Consider the following 19,755-nt stretch of genomic DNA (forward strand, 5'->3'; position numbering starts at 1 on the left):
TCCTAGGAGGCTGGGACACAAAATGTGTCCCAGCCTCCTAGGCAGAGTCTGCCCGGGAAAAACGCCTTGCTCCATGGGACAATGGAAGATAAGCGTTTTATCGGGAGACAGGTGCCTTTGCATTCGGCTCTTTTCATTTTGCTTACTCTTGTCTGTGGATCAGCGTTTGCTGATCCTCTGCCCTATTTATCGCACTATACAAGAACCAGGCAGTCACTTCTGGAAAAAGCCCGAGTTCACCCGGCTGATGAGCAGGAGAGTGAAAGACTCTGGCGTCGCATTCAGAAGGATGATCCCGAGCTGGAGCATCGCTACCTCGCAGCGCAGGCGCTTCATGGTATTTTCCTAGGGCAGGGTCGTGAGAAGGAAGGTCATCAATCGTGTCAGGCGACACCGCCCCGGGCCGATGATTATGAGGCCCAGGCGACCTGTTTACTATTTGAACCCAACCTGGCCGACTCCGTTATTACCGACCGGCTCGAAAAAATCTTCCTCGTCTCCCGTCAGCATTTTCCCGGTACCATTGTGCCCGCACAGGTCATGTATCGAGGTTCGACGCATCTGATTTTTTCGCACGACATTCCTCGCGCTGTTTCGCTCTTGAGGCAGGGCCTGGAAACCTTGCCCTTTGAAGCCAGGGATATGCAAGTCCTCTTGAAGAAAAGCATGGCCACCATTTACATCACGCCGTCCAACAGTCCCGCCGTCATCGCGGAAGGCCTGAAACTGTTTGATGAAACCGAGGCCTATTTTCGGGAAACTGGTAACTGGATGAATGCCGAAAATTCCGCCTATAACAAGGCCATTGCTTTGATTATGTCCATCAAAGACTATGAAGGTGCCCTCCGGGAGCTGGAAAAGGTTCAGCGCGACATGACCCTGGTGCCGGATGCTTTGGTGTTTCGTGCCTATAGCCTGGCCAAGCTCGGACGTCATGATGAAGTGATCCAGGTGCTCCAGAAAGTGAATTTGAACAATTACCTCGGTGAAGCCCGCGCCCCTTTTTTAAAGTGCTACATGCATCTGGCTCGATCCATGAACCAATCTGTGGCTGATCTGGAGCATTGCCTTGATCTCCCTCACAATACGCAAACGGATGTCATTCTGCATCTGACCTCAGAAATCAGCCAGAGGCCCAACCCGGTCAGTGACGAGCTGCAGCTTTATCGACAGTTTTATTGGTTCTATCAGCATAAGATTGCGCCGAACATGAGTATGACGCTGGCCAACACCATCGATGGCCTGGAGCTGCAGCGGGCGCGTTATGAATCGAGCCTGAAAGATACGCAGCTGGACATACAGAATCGCTATTCGCAGCTCAAGACCTATGCCTTGATCGGTATTCTAGTGCTCCTCGCCGGATTTGTGGCGAGTTGGATGCGCATCTTCCGGCAGCATGGAAAAATTCGTCGGCTCAACCTTTATATTCAAACCCAGGTGCTGCAGCGTTTTTTGCCGCCAGAGATCATCAAGGAAATTTTGGACGGCCGAAACCGGCTGGATGAAAGCGCGCGGACCATGTCCGTCACCGTCCTCTTCGCCGATCTCTGTGACTTCACACGGCAGTCGGAAAGCCTTGGACCCCAGCGTATTGCTTTGATCCTGAACACGTTTCTGATTCGCATGACCGAAGTCATCTTCGAGCACGGCGGGACCATTGATAAGTTCATGGGCGATGGCATTATGGTGATTTTTGGGGCCCCGACGGAACTGCCCGATGCTCTGCAGGCCTCCAAAGCCGTGGACTGTGCGGTCGCGATGCAGAAAGCTTTGATGGTTCTGAGTCAGGAATGGGAAGCTGCTGGATTTCCGGCCTTTAAAATGCGCATCGGGATTCATCAAGGCCACGCCGTTGTAGGGAGTTTCGGTGGACCCAAGCGGTCGGATTTTACGGTGATCGGCAGTACGGTCAACATCGGATCCCGCATCGAGCGTATGGCCCAGCCCGGTGATATTCTCATCAGCCGTGATTTGGCGCTGCAGTTGCCCAAGGATCAGGTGATTTCCACAGGCGTCCATCAGATTCGGGGCCTGGATCAAGCCCACGAATTGTTTGTGTTGAAAGAAATGCGCTGGCGTGCAACGTCAGCGTAACGAGTTTCATATTTTCCGAATGCGGAAGAGCGATCCGTCATCCGTTGCATACCAAATCTCGCCGTCGGGACCCTGTTCGACTTCACGAACCCGGAGCGTTTCCTTGGCAAAGAGGCGTTCTTCCGCCACCATTTGATTGTTTCGAAGCTCGGTGAGGTTCAAGTGGGTCTTGGCCAGTGCGCCCGCGATCACAAGGCCTTTCCAGCCTGGCAACGCATTGCCATTATAAATGATCATGCCACACGGTGCGATCGAGGGTGTCCACTGATGAATAGGAGGTTCGGTTCCTTCGACCAGACTTCTGCCTATCGTCGGGCCCCAATATTCCTTGCCAAAAGTGGCTTTGGGCCAGCCGTAATTCAAGCCCTTTTTGATAATGTTGATCTCATCGCCACCTCGCGGCCCATGTTCATGAGCCCATATTTCACCGGTGATCGGATGTTTCACCAGACCCTGGGGATTGCGATGCCCATAACTATAAATCTCGGGTAAGGCATCCTTGCGCCCCACAAACGGGTTATCTGGGTAAGCCTTGCCCTCCAGGGTTAGGCGCAGAATTTTGCCCAGATGGTTGGTGAGGATCTGCGCGTTGTCCCGCTCGCCGCGTTCCCCCACGCTGAACCAAATGGAAGGTCCATCAAGAACGATACGCCCGGCGAAATGTTCACCTTTGGTGGAGCTGCCCTGAGCCACAAAGATTTCACGAAAGCCAAGCAGGGCTTTTCCATCAAAACGGCCGACTCCCAGCGCGGTCGTGTAGAGGTTCGGTCCCACCTGTTTGCTATAGCTGAGATAGATTTTTTGATCCTTCTTGAAACTCGGCGAAAGAACAATATCAAGCAGCCCACCTTGGCCGAAGACCGCTACAGGCGGCGTTCCAGTGACGTTGGTCGAGCTTTTCTTTTTCACGTCGTATTTTTTGATGGCGCCCGATTTTATGGTCATCAGGAGATTACCATCCGGAAGAAAGGTCATGGCCCAGATCGGACCCACCTGGGATTCCACCAATTCGCGCTGCAGCTTCATGCCACGTGACTCAAACGTGAGAACGGGAACGGCTGCGGCTGCCACAGGCCAGAACGCTGTCTGGAGAATTCCAATCATCCCTATGTGTCGTCCCAATCGCATACGGCCTCCGGTCGATTCCCTGGATCGAGGGCAAAGTACTCCAGCGCTGGCAAGTTCGTCAATCAGGACGCCTCCTTCACCGCGGAAAAACGCAGGCTCTCTGGCCAGAACGTCGAGATCCTGGACAGGGGGTTCGCGGTAAGACGATGAAATAATAACCGCCAGGAAGGGCATTTTAATTGCAGTAGGGTTTTTGAGAAGCCAAGGGGGACCTAAATTATGCGAAGACTCCAGTTGCTCGGCCTAGCGCTGACTCTCATGTGTTTTGTCAGCTGTCGCTTACGCGATCCTATTGAACCGGATGCCTCCGAAGACGATCCCGATGTCCACGTGGATTCCACCGCTCAAGCCGCCATGGAAGGTCAGGTCACGGATTCCCTGAACATGCCAGCCGTAGCCAATGAAGCCCCAATTGCCATGCAGACCCAAGTCGCCCAACGTGTGGAATTGCTCTCATTTGCCCACAGCCTGGCGTTTGCGTCCAGGCGAATCCCGACGGAGAGACCAGCCTGCAACCCTGTGATCCCAATGCCGTGGGTCAGAAATTTCTCTTTGCCCGAAGCCTGGATGGTCGTGTCCAGCTGAAGGATACCAGCAGCCAGCGGTGTCTTCAGGTAGGCCCGATCGGATTCTTTGTCACGGTCCTGCGGGCCGAGGTTTGTGAATCCAAATCGTCCCAATTTTTCAGCGTCGTCGATTATGGCGCTACTTATTCTCTTAAATTTGACGGCAATAATACCTGCATCGATGCTGAACTCAGTCGGGCCACACCCGGAACCCGTCTTATTCTTTGGCGCTGCTCGGCGGTCTTGAATCAGAAGATTCAGGTGATGAAGATTTAAGACGATTGAGCTGCAGATTGCGATGAGACAATTGCATGGAATACCAGAGACTGCGAATCGCTACGGGTTCGCCCTCTGGTAATGTTTCGCCAATCAATCGCGCCGGGTACTCAGAGGCGAAACGCTGCCGCAGAGCCGCATCGTAATCCGGTGTTTGCCGCAGCTTTTGTCGACTGGCGATTTCAAAAAGATCTTTTTTATGGGTCAGAATATGTTGGGCGCAGCTTAAAAAAAGTTCTTCTTCACGCCCATACCATTCCGCAAAGAGCTGGCGTCGTGCGAACTCACTCCAGGTTCCGGACGCGGGCTCAACGCAGGCATCCAGTTCCGTCTGCAAGGCCTCAAACCGCTTAAAATAAGCCTCAAGGTCGAAACCCGACTGCTCCAGAGACCATTGCGCCAACGCCGTTTCAACTTGCGTGACCAGGTCCGTCAGCGATTCCCAGAATTCCGCGCCGATCGGGCCTTGATCATGACGGCAGAAAAAAGTGCTGCAGACTCCACTGCGAAACGCATAGATCTGGCATTTTTTCGAGGCATGATCGAGCAGGGGGCATACCACGCTGCCTATCGGTAATTCATTGCTCAGGAAGGCCAAGGATTGCTTCATCTGGGCTGGCGAGACCTGACTGCCTTCCGGTATGGTATAACCGGAGCCTATGAACTGCCGCGCAATCGTCTGCGTGCCCGGGTCCATCAAAGCCAAACCCAAAAGAAAGTTCGGGATGCGCGGAATATAGCTGCAGCACCGAATCGCTGGATGAAAGCCAAAGGCCTTGACCTGAGGGCAGTTGAAGCAACTGCTTTGCGACTCAGCATCGACGCGGAAATAAAGGACATCTTCATGCAACATATAGCGCCAGATGCCCGGCACGATGTGAGCTCCAATTTTAATTGGCTGCAGAAGCGAAGAGAGTGTGTTCATGCCTGGTAGTGACAATCTTTAAAGGGTTTGCCGCTGCCGCAAGGGCAGGGGGCATTACGGGCTATTTTCACGGGATCATCTTCGTTCAGAAATTCACCGCTGTGGTAGAGCCACTGACCATCGACTTTATCAAATTCGCTGATTTCATGCAGGACTTCCAGCCGATTCTCAAGAATCAGCCGGGCCTTGAATTCCACTTCGCCCTCATCATCTTCCCAGGAGGACTCGATAATTTCGAGACCAACCCAGTTGGACGGTTCACCCTGCTCCAGATCCTCAGGATACGTTTCCGGATGCCAGGTTTTTTTAAGATAGGCGTACTGACTTTTGCAGAAGGCCGTATAACGGCTGCGCATCAGGGTCTCAGGATCCGGCGCGAGCTGTCCGCCTTCGATATAAAGACCGCAACAACCCACATAGGGCTTCCCTGTGCCGCAGGGACAAAGGACGTCGCTCATGATTCCAGCTCCGACAAAAGAATAAGACGCTGACCATCGGTGATGAGCGGCCGCTTGATCAACCGACCGTTGCGGGCCAGAAGGGTAAGGATATCCTCTTGGGACATGCTAGGGATTTTATCTTTCAAGCCCATCGATCGATACACTTCACCGCTGGTATTGAGCAGCTTTTTGATATCAAAGGGCGAGGCCTGAAACCAGCTCGACAGGTCATCCACCGCAGGGGGCGCCTCGGTGATGTCGATGAATTTATAAGCCATTTTTTTTCGCGTCAGCAGTTTTTCAGCCTCACGGCAGCTGCTGCATTTTTTATAGCCATAAAACGTGAGCAAAGGGACCTCCTCGCGAATGGCCCTCATCCTAGTCTTTGCTCGGGAAAAAAGCCAGACGAGTCAGCCGCCATATCCGCAATTCGACATGGCTGTCGGCGCTGCATCGTGTCAAATCAAACCGGGGCGTGGGTCAGGGTCCACGACTCGGCTTTCAGTTACATGTCCTGAATGCAGTTGGCTTTCATCGTGCTGATCACTTTTTTAGGACCTTTGCAAAGTTTCTGCTCCTTGCCAATGGCTTCCACTTTGCCGCAGGGGCTTTCGGCATTGGCCTGCAGATCCTTCGCCACCTTGCCTTTCATGACAGCGGGCGGGGTGTTGACCAGGGTGGTGGCTTTCTTGATCTCATTCTTGCATTTCAACACATACTCAAACGAATATTTTTTCTTGCACTCATCCTGGTCTTTTTTCGCAGCTGCGACTTGAGCCTTGGCGGCGTCTGCAACGGCGGCATCACAAGCCTTGCCCGCGGCATCGTATTCGGTGCATTTCGCTTCAATGGCTTCGACTTCCTTACAGCCCATTTTCTGCAGATCCGTAGCAGACGCGAACGAAGTGAACATAAGAGAGCAGGACGCAATCAAAAGACGCGAGCGACGGGGCGTGATGAGCATGGTGTTGTCCTTATGGGTGCTGGCATTGTTTTGCTTATTCTAATGGAAGGCGGGAATATTCTCCACTTTGCCTTAAAACCCCTGTCTGCATTGGGCTGGGAACAATACCCAGGCGGCGGATCCAGGTTTGACAGGGGTTTCTGGATTGAACAGTATGTGCGCAAACTATTTCCCAGAGGTTTACTATGCACATGATTCGTTTTCCAGCGCTCCTGAGTTTACTGGCCTCGGTGTTTTGCGGTGCTTCCCTTTATGCGCAAGGGACGGTGGTTGTCCCGCCGGAACCGAAACCTGCGGTTACCTATGCCGACATTGCTGATATCGTGCTGCAAAACTGCCTTGGCTGTCACAGTGCTGATGTTGCCTTTGGAGATGTGGTTCTGGACACGGAAGAGAACCTGAAAAGTTTGAGCAAGCAGGCTTCGGTCGCGCTCAAGCTGGGTGTCATGCCCATGGGTGACGAAGGCTTTAAAGATACCCCGGACGGCCAGCTACTGATCGCGTATCTCGATAGTCTGCAATCCCTTGTCTATGCTGATATTGCGCCGATTCTGCAAACCAATTGCGTGTCCTGTCACAGCGGACCAACAGCTCGCAAAGGGGTTCGTTTGGATACGGAAGCGTTCGCCATTCAAAATGCCAGCCGCGCCCTGATCATGTTGGGTGAAGCCCGTATGCCCCCTCGGAAACCTAGTTTTAAAGCTTCCGATGATGGCCAGTTGCTTTTGAGCTGGTTCCAGAATCCTTTGCCGACACCGAAACCTGTGACTACGCCGCAGCCGTGAGGCTGCGGCGACGCCGTAATCCCTCGCTGTGCCGCAAGCTCGGGCGAGCCGCAAACTCTTGCCTGCTCCGCAGCCGTAAGGCTGGGAATTTTTCAAGACCGCCCTGATTCAGCTGGCAGGTCCGGGCCCGGTTCGGGATAATGACTTCCATCTTGCAACAGGGAGTCGGACTTTGCCCGCTGAATGTGTGACGATTTATTTCGACGGTGGATCACGTGGCAATCCAGGCCCCGCCGCCGGCGCGGCTTTTACCGCTTATGACGGTGGTCATGAGCGGGTCTGCTACATGGAATCGGCGACCAATAATGAAGCGGAGTATCGGGGACTCCTGATGGCCATTGAACTGGCTCAGAGTCTCGGCCTGACCCGTCTCGAACTCCTGGGTGATAGTAAACTCGTCGTGATGCAGGTCACCGGGGAATGGCAGGTGAAGCATCCCATGATGGGCGAGCTGAGACTTTTGGTTGTTCGGGCCCTGGCCTCGATCCCGCACTGGTCTTTGCGATGGATTCCCAGGGAGCAGAATGGGGAAGCCGACCGCGTCGCCAACGAGGAAATGGACCGGCGTCTGGGGATTGAACCGAAGCCGCCCATGGAAGTCATTCCTGTCACCCCGGGTTCACCGGCGCAGGGGATTCCCTCGGCCGCCGCGATTGCCCAGTTGAATAGCCTCGGTAACAAGGCGGGTTTCAAAGAACTGCTCAAGCTTAAAGTCGGCGGGTCGGACGCATTTTCCCGTACGAGTCTGATCAGTCTCGCGCAAACCCTCCCCAATTTCTCTGACATCGAACAGGCCTTTGCGCGAGGATTGAGCCACGATCCGCTGACCAAAGATCTTGCCGACGAGGCCAGAAAAAAACTTCTGCTGAATGCTCTGCGCTGGTCAGCCCGCGGTTTGCAGGGGGATCTGCCCTTGCGCAAGGTCCTGGTGGATTGCGAGATGGCGCAGAAAATGCGCGGAAAAAAGTAAGAGGGACTCCTTCGCTCAACCCATTCTTAGCGCTCGACATTGTCCCCGTATGGGGAGCCGAGCCAAACCCATTCTTTGCGCCCGACATTGTCCCCGTATGGGGAGCCGAGCCAAACCAATTGGTCGCTTTGAATTTTGCCCCCCCGTGGCTATGATGGGCCTTTGCGTTCATCTTCAGCTCAGGGTGAAATCATGTCAGAGCGTTTGCAATTCAAGGGAACCCGTAACTATATTGCCTCACCAGAACTCCAGGAAATCGTGAACGTTGCCTGCGATCTGGAGCGTCCTCTCCTGATTCGCGGTGAGCCGGGGACCGGCAAGACGGTCCTGGCCAAGGCGGTGGCCGAGGCCCTGAACCTGCCTCTTCTGACTTGGCATGTAAAATCCACGTCGAAGGCGCAGGACGGTCTTTACGTCTATGATACCGTTCAGCGACTGAATGATTCCCGATTCGGTACGGGCGAAGTACAGGACATCAAGCGCTATATCAAGCTGGGCCCGCTCGGCAAGTCCTTTCAAGCGAGCGAACGCAGCGTTGTGCTCATCGATGAAATCGACAAGGCCGACCTGGAATTTCCCAACGACCTTTTGCACGAACTTGACGTCATGAGTTTTTATATCCCCGAAACAGGGGAAACCATCACAGCCGGCAAACGGCCTGTGGTGATCATCAGTTCGAATGCGGAAAAAGAATTACCTGACGCCTTTCTGCGGCGCTGCATTTTCCACTATATTGCCTTTCCGGAAGCCGACGAGATGCGGCGTATTTTGAAGGTGCATCATCCTCAGGTGGAAGAAAAACTCATCTCGCAAAGTCTGGTGCGGTTCTATTGGTTACGCGAACAGAGCGAGATTCGTAAAAAACCCTCGACCAGTGAACTGGTGGATTGGATCGGAGCCTTGGTGCGTGGTGGGATCGAACCCAAACAGCTGGAAAAAGAGCTGCCGTTTTTAGGCGTTCTTTTGAAAAAAGAAAGCGATATGCAGGCTCTGCGGCAGGGGCAGCGGAGAAACTCGCGGTTTTAGGGGCGGGCCATGTTTGTTGATTTTATGTATCAGCTGCGGAGCTATGGGCTCAAAGTATCGAGCAATGAGTGGCAGACCCTCCTGCAGGCTCTCGAACGAGGTCATGCCGCAGAATCCTTGAATCGATTCTATTATCTGGCCCGGGCTATCTGTTGCCGCACGGAGTTGGACTATGATGCCTTCGATCGGTGCTTTGCCGAATTTTTCGAAGGGATCACTTATAGCGAAAGCCTTAAGGATGAGTTCAATGAATGGCTGAAAAATGCCAAACCTCCACGCGCGCTGACCGCTGAAGAAAAAGCGGCCATGCAGGCCCTGGGCCTGGATGAGCTGAAGGATATGTTCGAGCAGAGAATGCGCGAGCAAAAAGAGCGGCATGATGGGGGCAACCGTTGGGTGGGCACGGGCGGCACCAGTCCTTTCGGAAGCGGCGGCTATAACCCGGCCGGCATTCGCGTCGGCGAGGGTGGGGGCATGAGTGCTCTGCAGGTCGCCAGTCAAAGGCTCTTTCGCAATTTCCGCAGTGATGTGATTATCGATACGAGGCAGATTGGGCTCGCCCTGCGTAAGTTACGCCATTGGGGGCGGGAAGGGCACGCGGCCGAGTTGGATTTGGAAGCCAGCATTGAAGCGACAGGACGCAACGCGGGTGATATTACCCTGATGTTTCGGCCGGAACGCAAAAATAATCAAAAACTGCTGCTGCTGATGGACGTCGGCGGATCGATGACTTATCACACTCAGATCTGCGAACAACTTTTCTCAGCGGCGTACAAAAGCGTGCATTTCAAAGAGTTTCGATACTATTATTTTCATAACTGCCCCTACGACTTTATGTTTACGGATATGGAGCAGCAGAAGCGGGTGCTGACGCGCGACCTTTTGCAGACTTTGGATTCCACCTGGCTGCTCATATTCGTCGGCGACGCAGCCATGGCCCCTTATGAACTGACAGAAGTCGGCGGGGCGATCGATTATTTTCAGCAGAATGCGGAGACCGGTCTGACCTGGATCGATCGCTTAAGGAAGCATTTTCCCTGCTCCGTCTGGTTAAATCCAGAGCCAGCGGCGTACTGGCAACGACCATCGAATCAACTGATTCGAACCGTTATCCCCGACATGTTTCCCATGTCTCTGCAGGGTATTGATGAGGCGATTGCGGCGCTGAAGAGGATGAAGCAGAAAAGAGAATGAAGGCCCCCTTGAAAGGCGGGGGCGGCCTGCGTTAGTCGGCGGTGAATGTGGAGTAGGAATCCAGCAATCGCCCCATGAAAATACAGTCCCAGCCCATGCTTTCGCGCCAGGCTTCGTTGGCTGTGTCCCGCTCCCAGGCCCACTGATAACGGCGGAAGCCCAGGTCATCCCCAGGTTTGGGACAGAGTTGCAGAAGCCTTCGACTCAGCTCTTCACTCGGACCCTCTGCCAGGACCTGGAAAAAAGGATTTCCCTCTTGTCGATCATGAAGCCGTTGCGCCATCGCATGGGATCGGCTCACCGATGACCCGATCGTCATACGCAGGAAGGCCGCCACAGCTTTCAGGTGCAGTTCATAGCCAGGCCTGGCTTTATCAATGGCAATCAGCTCAATATCGCTGATGTCCATGCCTTCATTCTTGCGCATTTCACGGGTGGTGGGCAGGCCGAGATGCTCCCATACGCGATGAAATAAGGCCCACGTGCCGGGACGCAAATCGCAGATTTCCTTATCATCACGGCACACGCGATAGCCGAAGACGGTACAACCACCCGACAAAGGATTTGTGATGCCGCAGTAGCGGTTGTCTTCGATCCAGGCCATCCAGCGTAGGGCGGCGTCGCGGTCCTGGGTTTTGGCGAGATAGAGAAGAACACCCAGAGTCTGGTCGCGGGAAAAGGATTTATCTTCGCCCAAGTTGCCGGGATTGCGGCGCGGAGAGCGCCAAAAGCGGCCATCAGCATCCTGCGAGGCACGGACTGTTTCGCAGCCCTGCTGTTCGCCGACCATACAAAGCAGACCGTTGAAAATCACTGAGTCACCATCATCGCAGTCCTGTTTGGAGGGGAAACCCTCGCAAAGGCGCACAACATCCTGACGCCAGAAATTTTCGGCGTCGCTCAGCGTGAGCGCATGAAGTGGGGGGGTGAAGCAGACGAGGATCATAAAAAACATAAAAGCTGGCATGGAATCACTTCCTCCTTGAAATGAAACTCAACATTGTGACGAACTGTAGCCCCGATAGGACACCACAGAGAGCTCATCCGTCCATTGGGAAAATCTGAAGCGACGAGATGACATAACCATGACGTTCTGTTTTATGGCTGGGGCGGGCAGATCATGCTGGCAATTCCATTGGGATCGTGTTTGAAATATGGGATTGATGACAACCATTGGCAGGGAGACGGACGTTGGAAAAGAAGGTGGCAAAGTTCCAATGGTTTTGGGATCGACTGGATCAGTATTTGGCCAAGGCGCAGTTGAAGCAGAGTCGGCAGCGCAATTTTATTATCGAGGAGTTTCTCACTCTCGATTCGCATGTGAGTGCCGAGGATCTTTACAGTCGCCTCAAAAACACGGAACACAACCCTGGGCTTGCGACTGTGTATCGAACCCTGAACCTGCTGAAGGAAGCGGGATTGGTGGATCAGAAACAGTTTGCTGATGGCAAATCGGTGTTTGAAGTCCTGGACCCCAAGTCGCATCATGATCATCTTATCTGCGTGAGCTGTCATAAGGTTCAGGAATTCGCCAACGAGGAAATTGAAGTTCTGCAGAAGCAGGTTGCTGCTCGTTACAACTTTCGACTCACCCATCATACTCTTGATATGTTTGGCGTCTGCGCTGATTGCCAAAAGAAAAGCTAAATCCCCACTTAGTGACGCACCAATACTGATTATGTAAAATATACTTATCCACAACGAGGAGGCACTCGCCCAGTGCCTTGTCGTTGCTTCGTTTCGTCAGCAACCACAGGGGGGATCATGGTAGCTGCACGTCTTCGTATGGCTTTGTCCTGTCTAGCCGTGACATCAGCATTGAGCGTGGAAGTGGGAACTGCGGTGGCGCAGACTCAGGCGGCGGCCTGGGAATGGCAGGCCGTGGCGGGAACCCAATGTCGAGATGGAAGCGAGGCCGGCTTTTTCCTGCGGCAGCGGCCGTTCGACAAAAACCTTGTGGTTTATCTGGAAGGCGGTGGCTCCTGCTTCAATAGTCTCACCTGCCTGGCCAATCCGAAGTCGGTCGGCGATCAGTATCCGGGTCAGGACGGGATTTTTCAGGAGCGCGATGATAATCCCGTGAATGGTTGGAATTTCGTGCATGTGCCTTACTGCACGGGCGATATCTTTGCTGGAACGCGCGAGGACGTTCAGGTTCCCGGCGTGCTCGGTAAGCAGAACTTCGTCGGTTACCGCAACATGCAGCTGATCATGGATCGCCTGAAAATCATGATGCCCGAGCTGGAAAATGTCCTGGTCACCGGTGTCAGCGCGGGTGGGTTTGGCGCGATCTTCCATTATCCCACAGCCAAGGAACGGTGGCCGGACAGTCGCGTGGTGCTGCTGGATGATAGCGGCATTCCTTTGCAGGATGAATGGTTGGCACCGTGCCTCCAGAATAATTTTCGAACGCTGTGGGGCATGGATTCTGCCTTGCCGGAAGATTGCACGGCCTGCCGAGGCGACAATGGTGGGGGCCTGGTGGAATTGAGCCGCTACCTGCGCGATCGCTATCCCGAGCAGGATAAAGGCATGATCATGAGCCTGCAGGATGGGACCATGCGCTTTTTCTATGGCTTTGGTCTCAACGAGTGTCGACCGCCGCTCTTTCCCAATTTCCCGGCCCAGGAATTTGAAGCCGGGGTGCGAAGTTTACGCGAGAACTACCTGAAAGGTGGGATTGCGAGCTTTCTGCAAGCAGGTTCGAAACACGTCTATATCAGCAGCAAAAGCTTTTATGAAGTGAAGGCAGGAGGCCAGAATCTGGCGTCCTGGGTCCAGGATCTTTTGAATCTACGCGCTGTGGATCGCGGTCCCTGATCCACGTCCGGTGGCTCATCTTTGCCCCCGGAATGCCGATAAGAGAAGATTCCTTTCTCTTTCATTCCGGTAAGGTTTAGGTTGAGCCATGAATGTAACCTCGCAAAAAACCATCCTGGTGGTCGACGATGAAGTCGATCTCTGCGAAATTCTTCAGTTTGACTTTGAAGATTCCGGCTATCGGGTCTTCACAGCTTACCGTGCCGCCCAAGCCCTTGAAACCCTGCAGCAGCATGCCATCGATTTGATCGTGTCCGACATTCGCATGCCGGGCGGAGACGGTGTCCATCTGCTTTCTGAGGTTCGTAAAAAGCATTTTGAACATCCTCCTGTGATTTTTGTTTCAGGCTTTGCCGACCTGACCGTGGCCGAAGCCTTTCACAAGGGTGTTGCGGGCTTTATCGCCAAGCCTCTGTCGTTTGAGACGCTGCACAAGGCAGTTCAGTTCCATCTGAAGGACCAATACGCGCGGTGGAGAGATCAGTCCCTGGAAGAACCCATACGCAGCTATTCACGTACTTTTCCTTCGCTTTTGCAAGCGGAGGCGGACGCGGCTGTCTTATTAGGTCGCGGCGGAATTTTCCTGCGGATTGATGAAGAATTGCCTCGACTCGATGAAGTCGTGAAGGTTTCGCTTCAACTGCAGAAGGACGGTCTAACGTTGGAAGGGTGGGCTGCGTGTCGTTGGATTCGTAATGCCAATGGCTCCAAACACCCCCGTGGCGCCGGTCTGGAATGGTTGAAACTCACGCCAGCCAGTGTGGAATTTATTGCGACCCTAACGCGCGAACAGAAACGCCTGCCCTACATTCCCATGGAATAATAGGGCTCCTCAGAGTCGGAGCGCGACGAGGGTTCTGGGACCTGGCTCCAGAATCCTCAGAGTCGGAGCGCGGCGCCTCAGCCTCTTAGGCCTCAGCCTGTTCCGCGGTCTTCTTCACATTCTCCAGACTCTGTGTCACAAAACGCTCGATATTACGGCGAATCATATGGTCCACGCGAGGACTGATGCTTTCCCACTCGATCGCGCTTTCCAGGATCCAGCTTTCAGGATCGGCTACGTTCGGGGAAACTTTCTTTTCAATCACGCCGACCAGATCCGGATGTCCGACGAGTTGCGAAGCGATCTCGCCATTTTCATAGCGATAGGTCACGCGTTCCCGAACATCAGCATCGGGGACCGAGACGGTACGGAGCACGCCGTTATTAAAACGCTCCAGGATTTTACTTTTCAAAATGCCTTTGTTGAAGCGCTCGGGGTGTTCCACTTCATCCATAAGGGTCTGCCACAGGCGATCAAAGGGGGCTTTTACACTGCAGCGGAAATGTTCAGAAGCCATGTTTTTTGCTCCTCCTTCTCGAAAGGTTTTCAGTCACTCGACTCTCAGTTCTTATAAGCCTTCAAAAGCGTGCAGTAAAGCCTCAGCAGAAGCCAGGCACTCGTCCCGGGTGATCCCGGCAAAGAGTGGCAGGTTAATCACCATACGGCTGAATTTTTGACTGTGTGCAAGGTCCGAAGTCCGGAGGCAGGTCTGCGATGGACCCTGCTCGCATAGGGTCTGCGGGTAAGTCCGCGCGCAGCCAATCCCGGCATCACGCAGGCGAGCGGCCAAGTCATCGCCGCTCACTTTATGGCTTTGAATCACCGACAGGTAGCCGTTCCCGGTAATGCCTTCCGGGGCCGTATAAACCCGGCCGTGCTGCGGATAGGCATCGAAGAAATCCTTATAAAAGGCTTCGGCCTGCAGGCGCGAATCGATCATCCCATCGATCTGCTCCAGCATGCGCATCAGGAAGCTGGCCTGGATACCGCCCATGCGTGAATTCCAGCCCACGAAGTCATAGGTATAATGGCCCGCGCGGCCGTGATTGCCGAGCGCGCGGATGACTTCAGCCAACTTTGGGTTCGGGGTGAACATCGCGCCCGCATCACCAGCGGCCCCCAGAACCTTGGCAGGATAGAAGGAAATCGTCGAGACCTCGGCGCCGGTGTAAACGGATTCGCCGTGATAACGCACGCCAAAGGATTGCGCCCCGTCTTCCAGGAGATGAATGCCTTCCTCTTTGCAATACTTGCGGAAGTCGCCCAGACGGGTGCTGGTCCAGCCCAACAGGTGGACGAGAATCGCGGCTCCGAAACGAAATTTCTCATGCCCGCGTTTGAACTCGTCGAAGTCCATCTGCAGATCATCGGGATTGATATCGACCAGGACCGGCTCGGCGCCGATCTGGGCAATGGCTTCAAAGGGGGCCCAGAATGTCATATTGGGAACGGCCACACGCATGCCAGCTTTCACGCCGAGCGCCTGAAGGCCGATAATAAGAGCATCCGTGCCGTTGGCGCAAGCCACGGCATGTTCGGCTTCCAGGACCCGCCCCAGTTCCTTTTCAAGTTTTTGCACAGTGGGACCGCTGACGAATTCGGTTTGATCGAGACATCGCGTCCAGTCGGCGAGTATTTGCTCGCGAACAGGTTCTATACTTCGCTTGAGGTCGATAAAGGGTACGCGCATGGGGGTCCTTGCAACTATGTCAAAATTGCTGTTACAGCTTGCCACTTAAGCCGATTTTGTAGCAGTTATGGCGCTGAAATGCAAAAGCAAAAACCCCGCGTTAGGAACGCGGGGCCGGGATCTATGACTTGCAAGCCGCCCCGCGAACGGGGTCGAAACTTAGCGCGGCTGAATCAAAACTTTCACGGTCGAGCCAGCAGGCAGGTCTTTCTTCAAAATCACCAGCTTGTCCTCAAAGATGTGATAGTTGGTGAGTTCGTTTTCGTTGACATAAACCTTGTAAGTTTTAGGACCGCTGTAATCGACGCTCAGGTCAAAGGTGTTCTTGTAGCTCTCTGCATACTGATACGAGATGTTGACCTTCTCGAAATCCTCGTCACCGCAGCTGAAACCGATACTGTCCGCGTGGACTTCGACATCCTGGCTGCAAACATTCTCGTCACCCTCGGCTTCGATTTTCAAAGTGTCGGGGAAAGGCTGACCGGCGATCGCAATATTGTACAATTTGCTCTTGAACTCGTAGTTCATGTTATAGATGGCCCGAACCTTGCGACCGTTGAAAATCGCATCATTGTCCACGAGCAGGTTGCCGTTGTCCACTTGAGCGATCAGTTCTTCCTGGTTTTCTCTATCGACCAGGCGGAAGTTCTCGATCCGGGCTGCATCCGCTCCGAGGATCGGATACTTCAGCTTTCGATCCCCGGGCATTTCGTAGCGCAGGCTGACCTGAGCGCCGTCGACTGGAGGCGTGGTGAACGTGACTTTTTTCGCGTTGACATCGTGGGTGAAGTTGGTGACTTTTTTATCATCAACCCAGACTTCCAGACTGCCGGGAACGAAGTTCTGGACATAATTGAAAACCTTGCGCAGAGTCACGTTTTCTCGATATTTGATCTTGATCTGGGCGTGCTCAGGGGGAATGTTGTTCAACTCCAGTTTGCCCGTGTTATTATCAAGATGATAAAGTTCCTTGGCCAGCTTCTCACCGTTGACCAGGACATCAAAGCTCGTGCCGTCACCGTTATGAGATGGAGTAAAGCTTTTCACCATGGCTACGGGATCATGTTTATAAACGACGTTCAGAGCCTGGGAACCTTCGACCACGGGTTCCAGAATGGTCAGGGTCTTTCCCGAGACAGTGAAGCTGCTTACTTTTTTACCATCCAGCTTGATGTCAAGGCTGGTCGCAACCGCTGGGTGACTCAATTCAAATTGAATGTTGATTTTCTTCCGGACGTTCAGCGAAATTTGTTCCAGGACACTGCCATAGTTCGACCGGCAGATATCCGAGGAAATACCGCCCGTGTCCGTGACCATGCGCATATATTCAGCTGGGTTGGGCAGCTCCAGATATCCACCTGAGTCCTGACAGTCATGATTGGGGTCGGTTGGGTCAGCAGGGTTCGCGGCGGGTGGTTCCTGCAGGAGCAGGAAGGCGTTCACGGGAACATTGTAACCCACACGGTCATAGAAGTACTGGGCCGTTTCATAGGGACTGCCAGCGCAACCTTCGTTGGAGCCGGATCCGCAGTTCTTTTCGTCGGTGATCAAAAGGATGGAACGCTGGGAATCAGCCCGCAACCATTCATTGCTGGTCGCGATGCAGCCCTGGCCCGTCATGGCATCAGCTGCGATCTTGATGCCTTTTTCCACCGGGTCGCCACCCTCACCAATCTTGATCATGGTTTTGAAGTCGGCAGTGGTTTTCACAGGATCAGCATCATAGTTGGCGCGTGTGATATACTTGCGACCGTCAGTAGTTTTGTTCAAGCAGGCGTTGGTGGTGGTCACCACCGCAATCCGCCAGTTGGTGTTGTTGATATACTTGAGAATACTGGTCAGGTTCTGGCTGATGCGGTTTTGGTAGGGCCCCATCGAGCTTGAGTTGTCCATCACGATCAGAAGGTCGAAGATACCGGCTTCTGAAATCGAAAAGGCCTGGGAGGCGCTGACACCGTTGTGTCCCTGGGTGAAGCTGTCTTCGTAAATCGTACGATCCAGCTGTTGGCTCAGCTCGGCGGACTTGGGCGCCTGCACCAGCAGGAAGTCCTGCTGGATCAGGTTGAACCCACTATCGATGGTCAGGTTCGCTGTTTCCAGCTGGCCCGCGGCAAAGGTCTTAAGGTACTCAGGGGCCGCATCTGCAGAAGCTTCAGCGGGCGGACCGCCGGTATCGTCAAGGCTGCGGAAGTAGGTTTTATCACGGCCGCAGGCGGTGGCCAAGCTTAAGCCCATGAGCACACTCACAAGGGGATAGCGTGGATTGGTGCGCGAGGACATGGTCGTTACCTCTAGGCTTTGGGTTGCATCACTGCTCGTATAAAATCAAGCAGCATGTCCTTCCTTTCGGAGCAGAAAGTTTCACGACTCGAAGTTTTCCTGAGGCGTTTTCAAGTGAAACTTTCAGATTCGTATAAATTATTGAAATTATTGCTAAATAATGGATTGCTAAAGATTAGCAAAAATGCTCATTCGACCCCCTTTTGAAACGCGATTTTCAAGATGATGGATGCAGCCTTCGATTTGCCTGGTATAAAATATGAGGACGATTGAGAAAAACCGTTCCTGGACACTGGAGGAAGACATTGAACTTGCTGGACCGTGAAATGGGAATACTGGTGGTGGATCCTGTGAGTGCCGTTGTATCGACCGTGAAACGGGTTCTCAACGAGGCCGGTTTTAGGAATATCTATCAATCTGATTCTGTCATGGACGGTTTTAACACCCTGGGCCAGGAAAAAATCGGCTGGATCATCACTTCGCTCTTTCCTGGGCAGAAGCTCACGGGCTGGCAGTTCCTGCGTTTGCCCCTTGAGTTTGAGCACTTTCGCGGAACGATGACGTCGGTGCTGCTTAATACCGAAGAGCAGGATCTTTTGCCAAGCCTCTATGCGATGGGCATGGCCTCCTTTCATACACGGCCACTCACTTATAATTCCTTCAAAGCAGAAATGGATAAGTTTCACGCCACTGTGAAAAAGCTGCCGCATTTGTCCCTGGCCGTTGCCGCCGGTTTCCGTGAAAAGCTTCAGGAGTTGAACCGGATCGATGACCTGGAGCGGCTGGAAAAGGGGCTCTATAAATGGGTGGATGGTTCGGTGCAGCAAAAGATGCGGCTGATTCGGGCCGAGCTGGAGGTCGGCAACAACCTGGAAGCCCTGCTGAGCATGAAGCAGGTCCTGGCTTCGCATCCCGCCCACAAAGCGGAGATCATTGAGCTTGGCAAGAAATATCTGGGTATCGACGATATCAGCGAATACAAGGCTAAACTCAACAGTCAGCATGCTCTGATCGTGGACCCTGATGAATCGCAGCAGAAATTTCTGCGCGAATGTTTGACAGAACTGAGCGTGGCCGAAATCAAGACCTGTAGTGATGCCACCGATGGCTGTGATTATCTGAAAGCGAATAGCACGGTCGATCTGGTGATTGGCGAATGGAAGCAGCATGGGATGGACGGCGGGGCCTTTATCCAGCATGTTCGGCATCACGGCTACACCGACAAGCCCATTCTGATTTTTTCCTCGCTGGTGGATGACGCCGCGCAGGAAATCATGCAGGAAGTGGGCGGGATCTTTGTCATCAACAAGCCCTGTCCGAAAAAAGCCTTTCAGCAGCAGCTGGTGGAACAGTTCAACCGTTGGCGCTATCCCCTGGCCGCCGAGGATCTGGAGCAGAAGATTCGCATTTCCTTGAATTCAGGCGATGTGGATTACGCCCGTCAGTTGATGGTGCAGTTCGAGAATAATCCCAAGGTGGAAGCGACCCGTAAAAAGTTTTTGAAAGCCTGCTTTGCGTATCAGGCTGGCCAGTATCGTGATGCGAAGATCATGATCCTGGAAAATGCCAAGGTCAATCTTCCCAGTCATAAGGAAATTGGCCTGCTCGGCAAGATTCTGCTGAAACTGGGTGAATTCGGTGATGCTCAAAAATGTCTGGAGCAGGCCAATGTCATGGTGCCCGGTAATATTGAGCGGCTCTGTGATCTGGCGGATATTGCCTCTGAAATGGGGCAGGAAGACCAGATCATGAAATATATGGAAGAGGCCCGTGA

At 53.5% G+C, this 19,755-nt stretch carries 20 protein-coding genes; 11 read left to right on the top strand and 9 right to left on the bottom strand.

What is annotated here, in order from left to right; genetic code table 11:
- Window positions 1-24: 24 nt before the first annotated feature.
- On the top strand, window positions 25-2,094 hold the full coding sequence (locus VE954_RS33355) for an adenylate/guanylate cyclase domain-containing protein (protein WP_324961200.1): 2,070 nt from the start codon (window positions 25-27) through the stop codon (window positions 2,092-2,094).
- A 6-nt stretch (window positions 2,095-2,100) separates the two neighbouring features.
- On the opposite strand, the gene VE954_RS33360 is transcribed toward VE954_RS33355, so the two are convergent.
- Window positions 2,101-3,222, bottom strand: coding sequence for a PQQ-dependent sugar dehydrogenase (locus VE954_RS33360; RefSeq protein ID WP_324961202.1), 1,122 nt, complete (start codon window positions 3,220-3,222; stop codon window positions 2,101-2,103).
- Between the two features lie 219 nt (window positions 3,223-3,441).
- Between VE954_RS33360 and VE954_RS33365 the strand changes: the two genes are divergently transcribed.
- Together VE954_RS33365 and VE954_RS44540 are read left to right on the top strand one after the other, a co-directional pair.
- Window positions 3,442-3,807: a hypothetical protein gene (locus VE954_RS33365; protein ID WP_324961205.1), complete on the top strand. Its 366-nt coding sequence runs from the start codon at window positions 3,442-3,444 to the stop codon at window positions 3,805-3,807.
- Window positions 3,732-4,064 (top strand): RICIN domain-containing protein, encoded by a 333-nt coding sequence (locus VE954_RS44540; protein WP_414699052.1) that lies wholly within the window; start codon window positions 3,732-3,734, stop codon window positions 4,062-4,064. Before VE954_RS33365 ends, VE954_RS44540 begins: the two co-directional genes overlap by 76 nt.
- Here VE954_RS44540 and VE954_RS33370 read toward each other — a convergent pair.
- The 4 genes from VE954_RS33370 to VE954_RS33385 all read right to left on the bottom strand — a co-directional run bounded on the left by VE954_RS33370 (window position 4,006) and on the right by VE954_RS33385 (window position 6,393).
- A complete protein-coding gene (locus tag VE954_RS33370; protein WP_324961206.1) occupies window positions 4,006-4,938 on the bottom strand; it encodes a hypothetical protein in 933 nt (310 codons plus the stop codon). The two genes, VE954_RS44540 and VE954_RS33370, sit on opposite strands and share 59 nt — an antisense overlap.
- Before the next feature lie 47 nt (window positions 4,939-4,985).
- The gene (locus VE954_RS33375) at window positions 4,986-5,447 is read right to left on the bottom strand and encodes a YchJ family protein (protein ID WP_324961208.1); all 462 of its coding nucleotides are present in this window, start codon (window positions 5,445-5,447) and stop codon (window positions 4,986-4,988) included.
- Window positions 5,444-5,779 (bottom strand): Spx/MgsR family RNA polymerase-binding regulatory protein, encoded by a 336-nt coding sequence (locus VE954_RS33380; protein WP_324961210.1) that lies wholly within the window; start codon window positions 5,777-5,779, stop codon window positions 5,444-5,446. Before VE954_RS33380 ends, VE954_RS33375 begins: the two co-directional genes overlap by 4 nt.
- 155 nt (window positions 5,780-5,934) lie before the next feature.
- A complete protein-coding gene (locus tag VE954_RS33385) occupies window positions 5,935-6,393 on the bottom strand; it encodes a hypothetical protein (protein ID WP_324961212.1) in 459 nt (152 codons plus the stop codon).
- Window positions 6,394-6,578: 185 nt separating this feature from the next.
- On the opposite strand from VE954_RS33385, the gene VE954_RS33390 reads away from it, so the two are divergent.
- The 4 genes from VE954_RS33390 to VE954_RS33405 all read left to right on the top strand — a co-directional run bounded on the left by VE954_RS33390 (window position 6,579) and on the right by VE954_RS33405 (window position 10,368).
- On the top strand, window positions 6,579-7,178 hold the full coding sequence (locus VE954_RS33390; protein ID WP_324961214.1) for a hypothetical protein: 600 nt from the start codon (window positions 6,579-6,581) through the stop codon (window positions 7,176-7,178).
- A gap of 172 nt (window positions 7,179-7,350) precedes the next feature.
- Complete coding sequence (locus VE954_RS33395; RefSeq protein ID WP_324961217.1) at window positions 7,351-8,148, top strand: ribonuclease HI family protein; 798 nt, start codon at window positions 7,351-7,353, stop codon at window positions 8,146-8,148.
- A gap of 192 nt (window positions 8,149-8,340) precedes the next feature.
- Window positions 8,341-9,174, top strand: a complete 834-nt coding sequence (locus VE954_RS33400; RefSeq protein WP_324961219.1) for a MoxR family ATPase — start codon at window positions 8,341-8,343, stop codon at window positions 9,172-9,174.
- A gap of 9 nt (window positions 9,175-9,183) precedes the next feature.
- Window positions 9,184-10,368 (top strand): vWA domain-containing protein, encoded by a 1,185-nt coding sequence (locus VE954_RS33405; protein WP_324961221.1) that lies wholly within the window; start codon window positions 9,184-9,186, stop codon window positions 10,366-10,368.
- Window positions 10,369-10,399: 31 nt separating this feature from the next.
- Here VE954_RS33405 and VE954_RS33410 read toward each other — a convergent pair whose 3' ends face one another.
- On the bottom strand, window positions 10,400-11,335 hold the full coding sequence (locus tag VE954_RS33410; RefSeq protein WP_324961223.1) for a hypothetical protein: 936 nt from the start codon (window positions 11,333-11,335) through the stop codon (window positions 10,400-10,402).
- 224 nt (window positions 11,336-11,559) lie between these two features.
- Between VE954_RS33410 and VE954_RS33415 the strand changes: the two genes are divergently transcribed.
- The 3 genes from VE954_RS33415 to VE954_RS33425 all read left to right on the top strand — a co-directional run bounded on the left by VE954_RS33415 (window position 11,560) and on the right by VE954_RS33425 (window position 14,011).
- Window positions 11,560-12,015, top strand: a complete 456-nt coding sequence (locus tag VE954_RS33415; protein ID WP_324961225.1) for a transcriptional repressor — start codon at window positions 11,560-11,562, stop codon at window positions 12,013-12,015.
- A 117-nt stretch (window positions 12,016-12,132) separates the two neighbouring features.
- Entirely contained in the window at window positions 12,133-13,188 is a 1,056-nt protein-coding gene (locus VE954_RS33420) for a pectin acetylesterase-family hydrolase (protein ID WP_324961227.1), read from the top strand.
- A gap of 88 nt (window positions 13,189-13,276) precedes the next feature.
- Complete coding sequence (locus tag VE954_RS33425) at window positions 13,277-14,011, top strand: response regulator (RefSeq protein WP_324961229.1); 735 nt, start codon at window positions 13,277-13,279, stop codon at window positions 14,009-14,011.
- 85 nt (window positions 14,012-14,096) lie between these two features.
- Here the strand turns inward: VE954_RS33425 and VE954_RS33430 are convergent, their stop codons facing one another.
- From VE954_RS33430 to VE954_RS33440, 3 genes are all read right to left on the bottom strand, one after another.
- Entirely contained in the window at window positions 14,097-14,528 is a 432-nt protein-coding gene (locus VE954_RS33430; protein WP_324961231.1) for an AtaL-like protein, read from the bottom strand.
- A gap of 51 nt (window positions 14,529-14,579) precedes the next feature.
- Window positions 14,580-15,701, bottom strand: a complete 1,122-nt coding sequence (locus tag VE954_RS33435) for a DegT/DnrJ/EryC1/StrS family aminotransferase (protein ID WP_324961233.1) — start codon at window positions 15,699-15,701, stop codon at window positions 14,580-14,582.
- A 159-nt stretch (window positions 15,702-15,860) separates the two neighbouring features.
- Window positions 15,861-17,981, bottom strand: a complete 2,121-nt coding sequence (locus tag VE954_RS33440; RefSeq protein WP_324961235.1) for a vWA domain-containing protein — start codon at window positions 17,979-17,981, stop codon at window positions 15,861-15,863.
- A 305-nt stretch (window positions 17,982-18,286) separates the two neighbouring features.
- On the opposite strand from VE954_RS33440, the gene VE954_RS33445 reads away from it, so the two are divergent.
- Window positions 18,287-19,755 (top strand): response regulator (locus VE954_RS33445; protein WP_324961237.1); only part of this gene is annotated, 1,469 nt, incomplete at its 3' end.

It is taken from the genome of Oligoflexus sp. (assembly GCF_035638955.1).
GTDB lineage: Bacteria > Bdellovibrionota_B > Oligoflexia > Oligoflexales > Oligoflexaceae > Oligoflexus.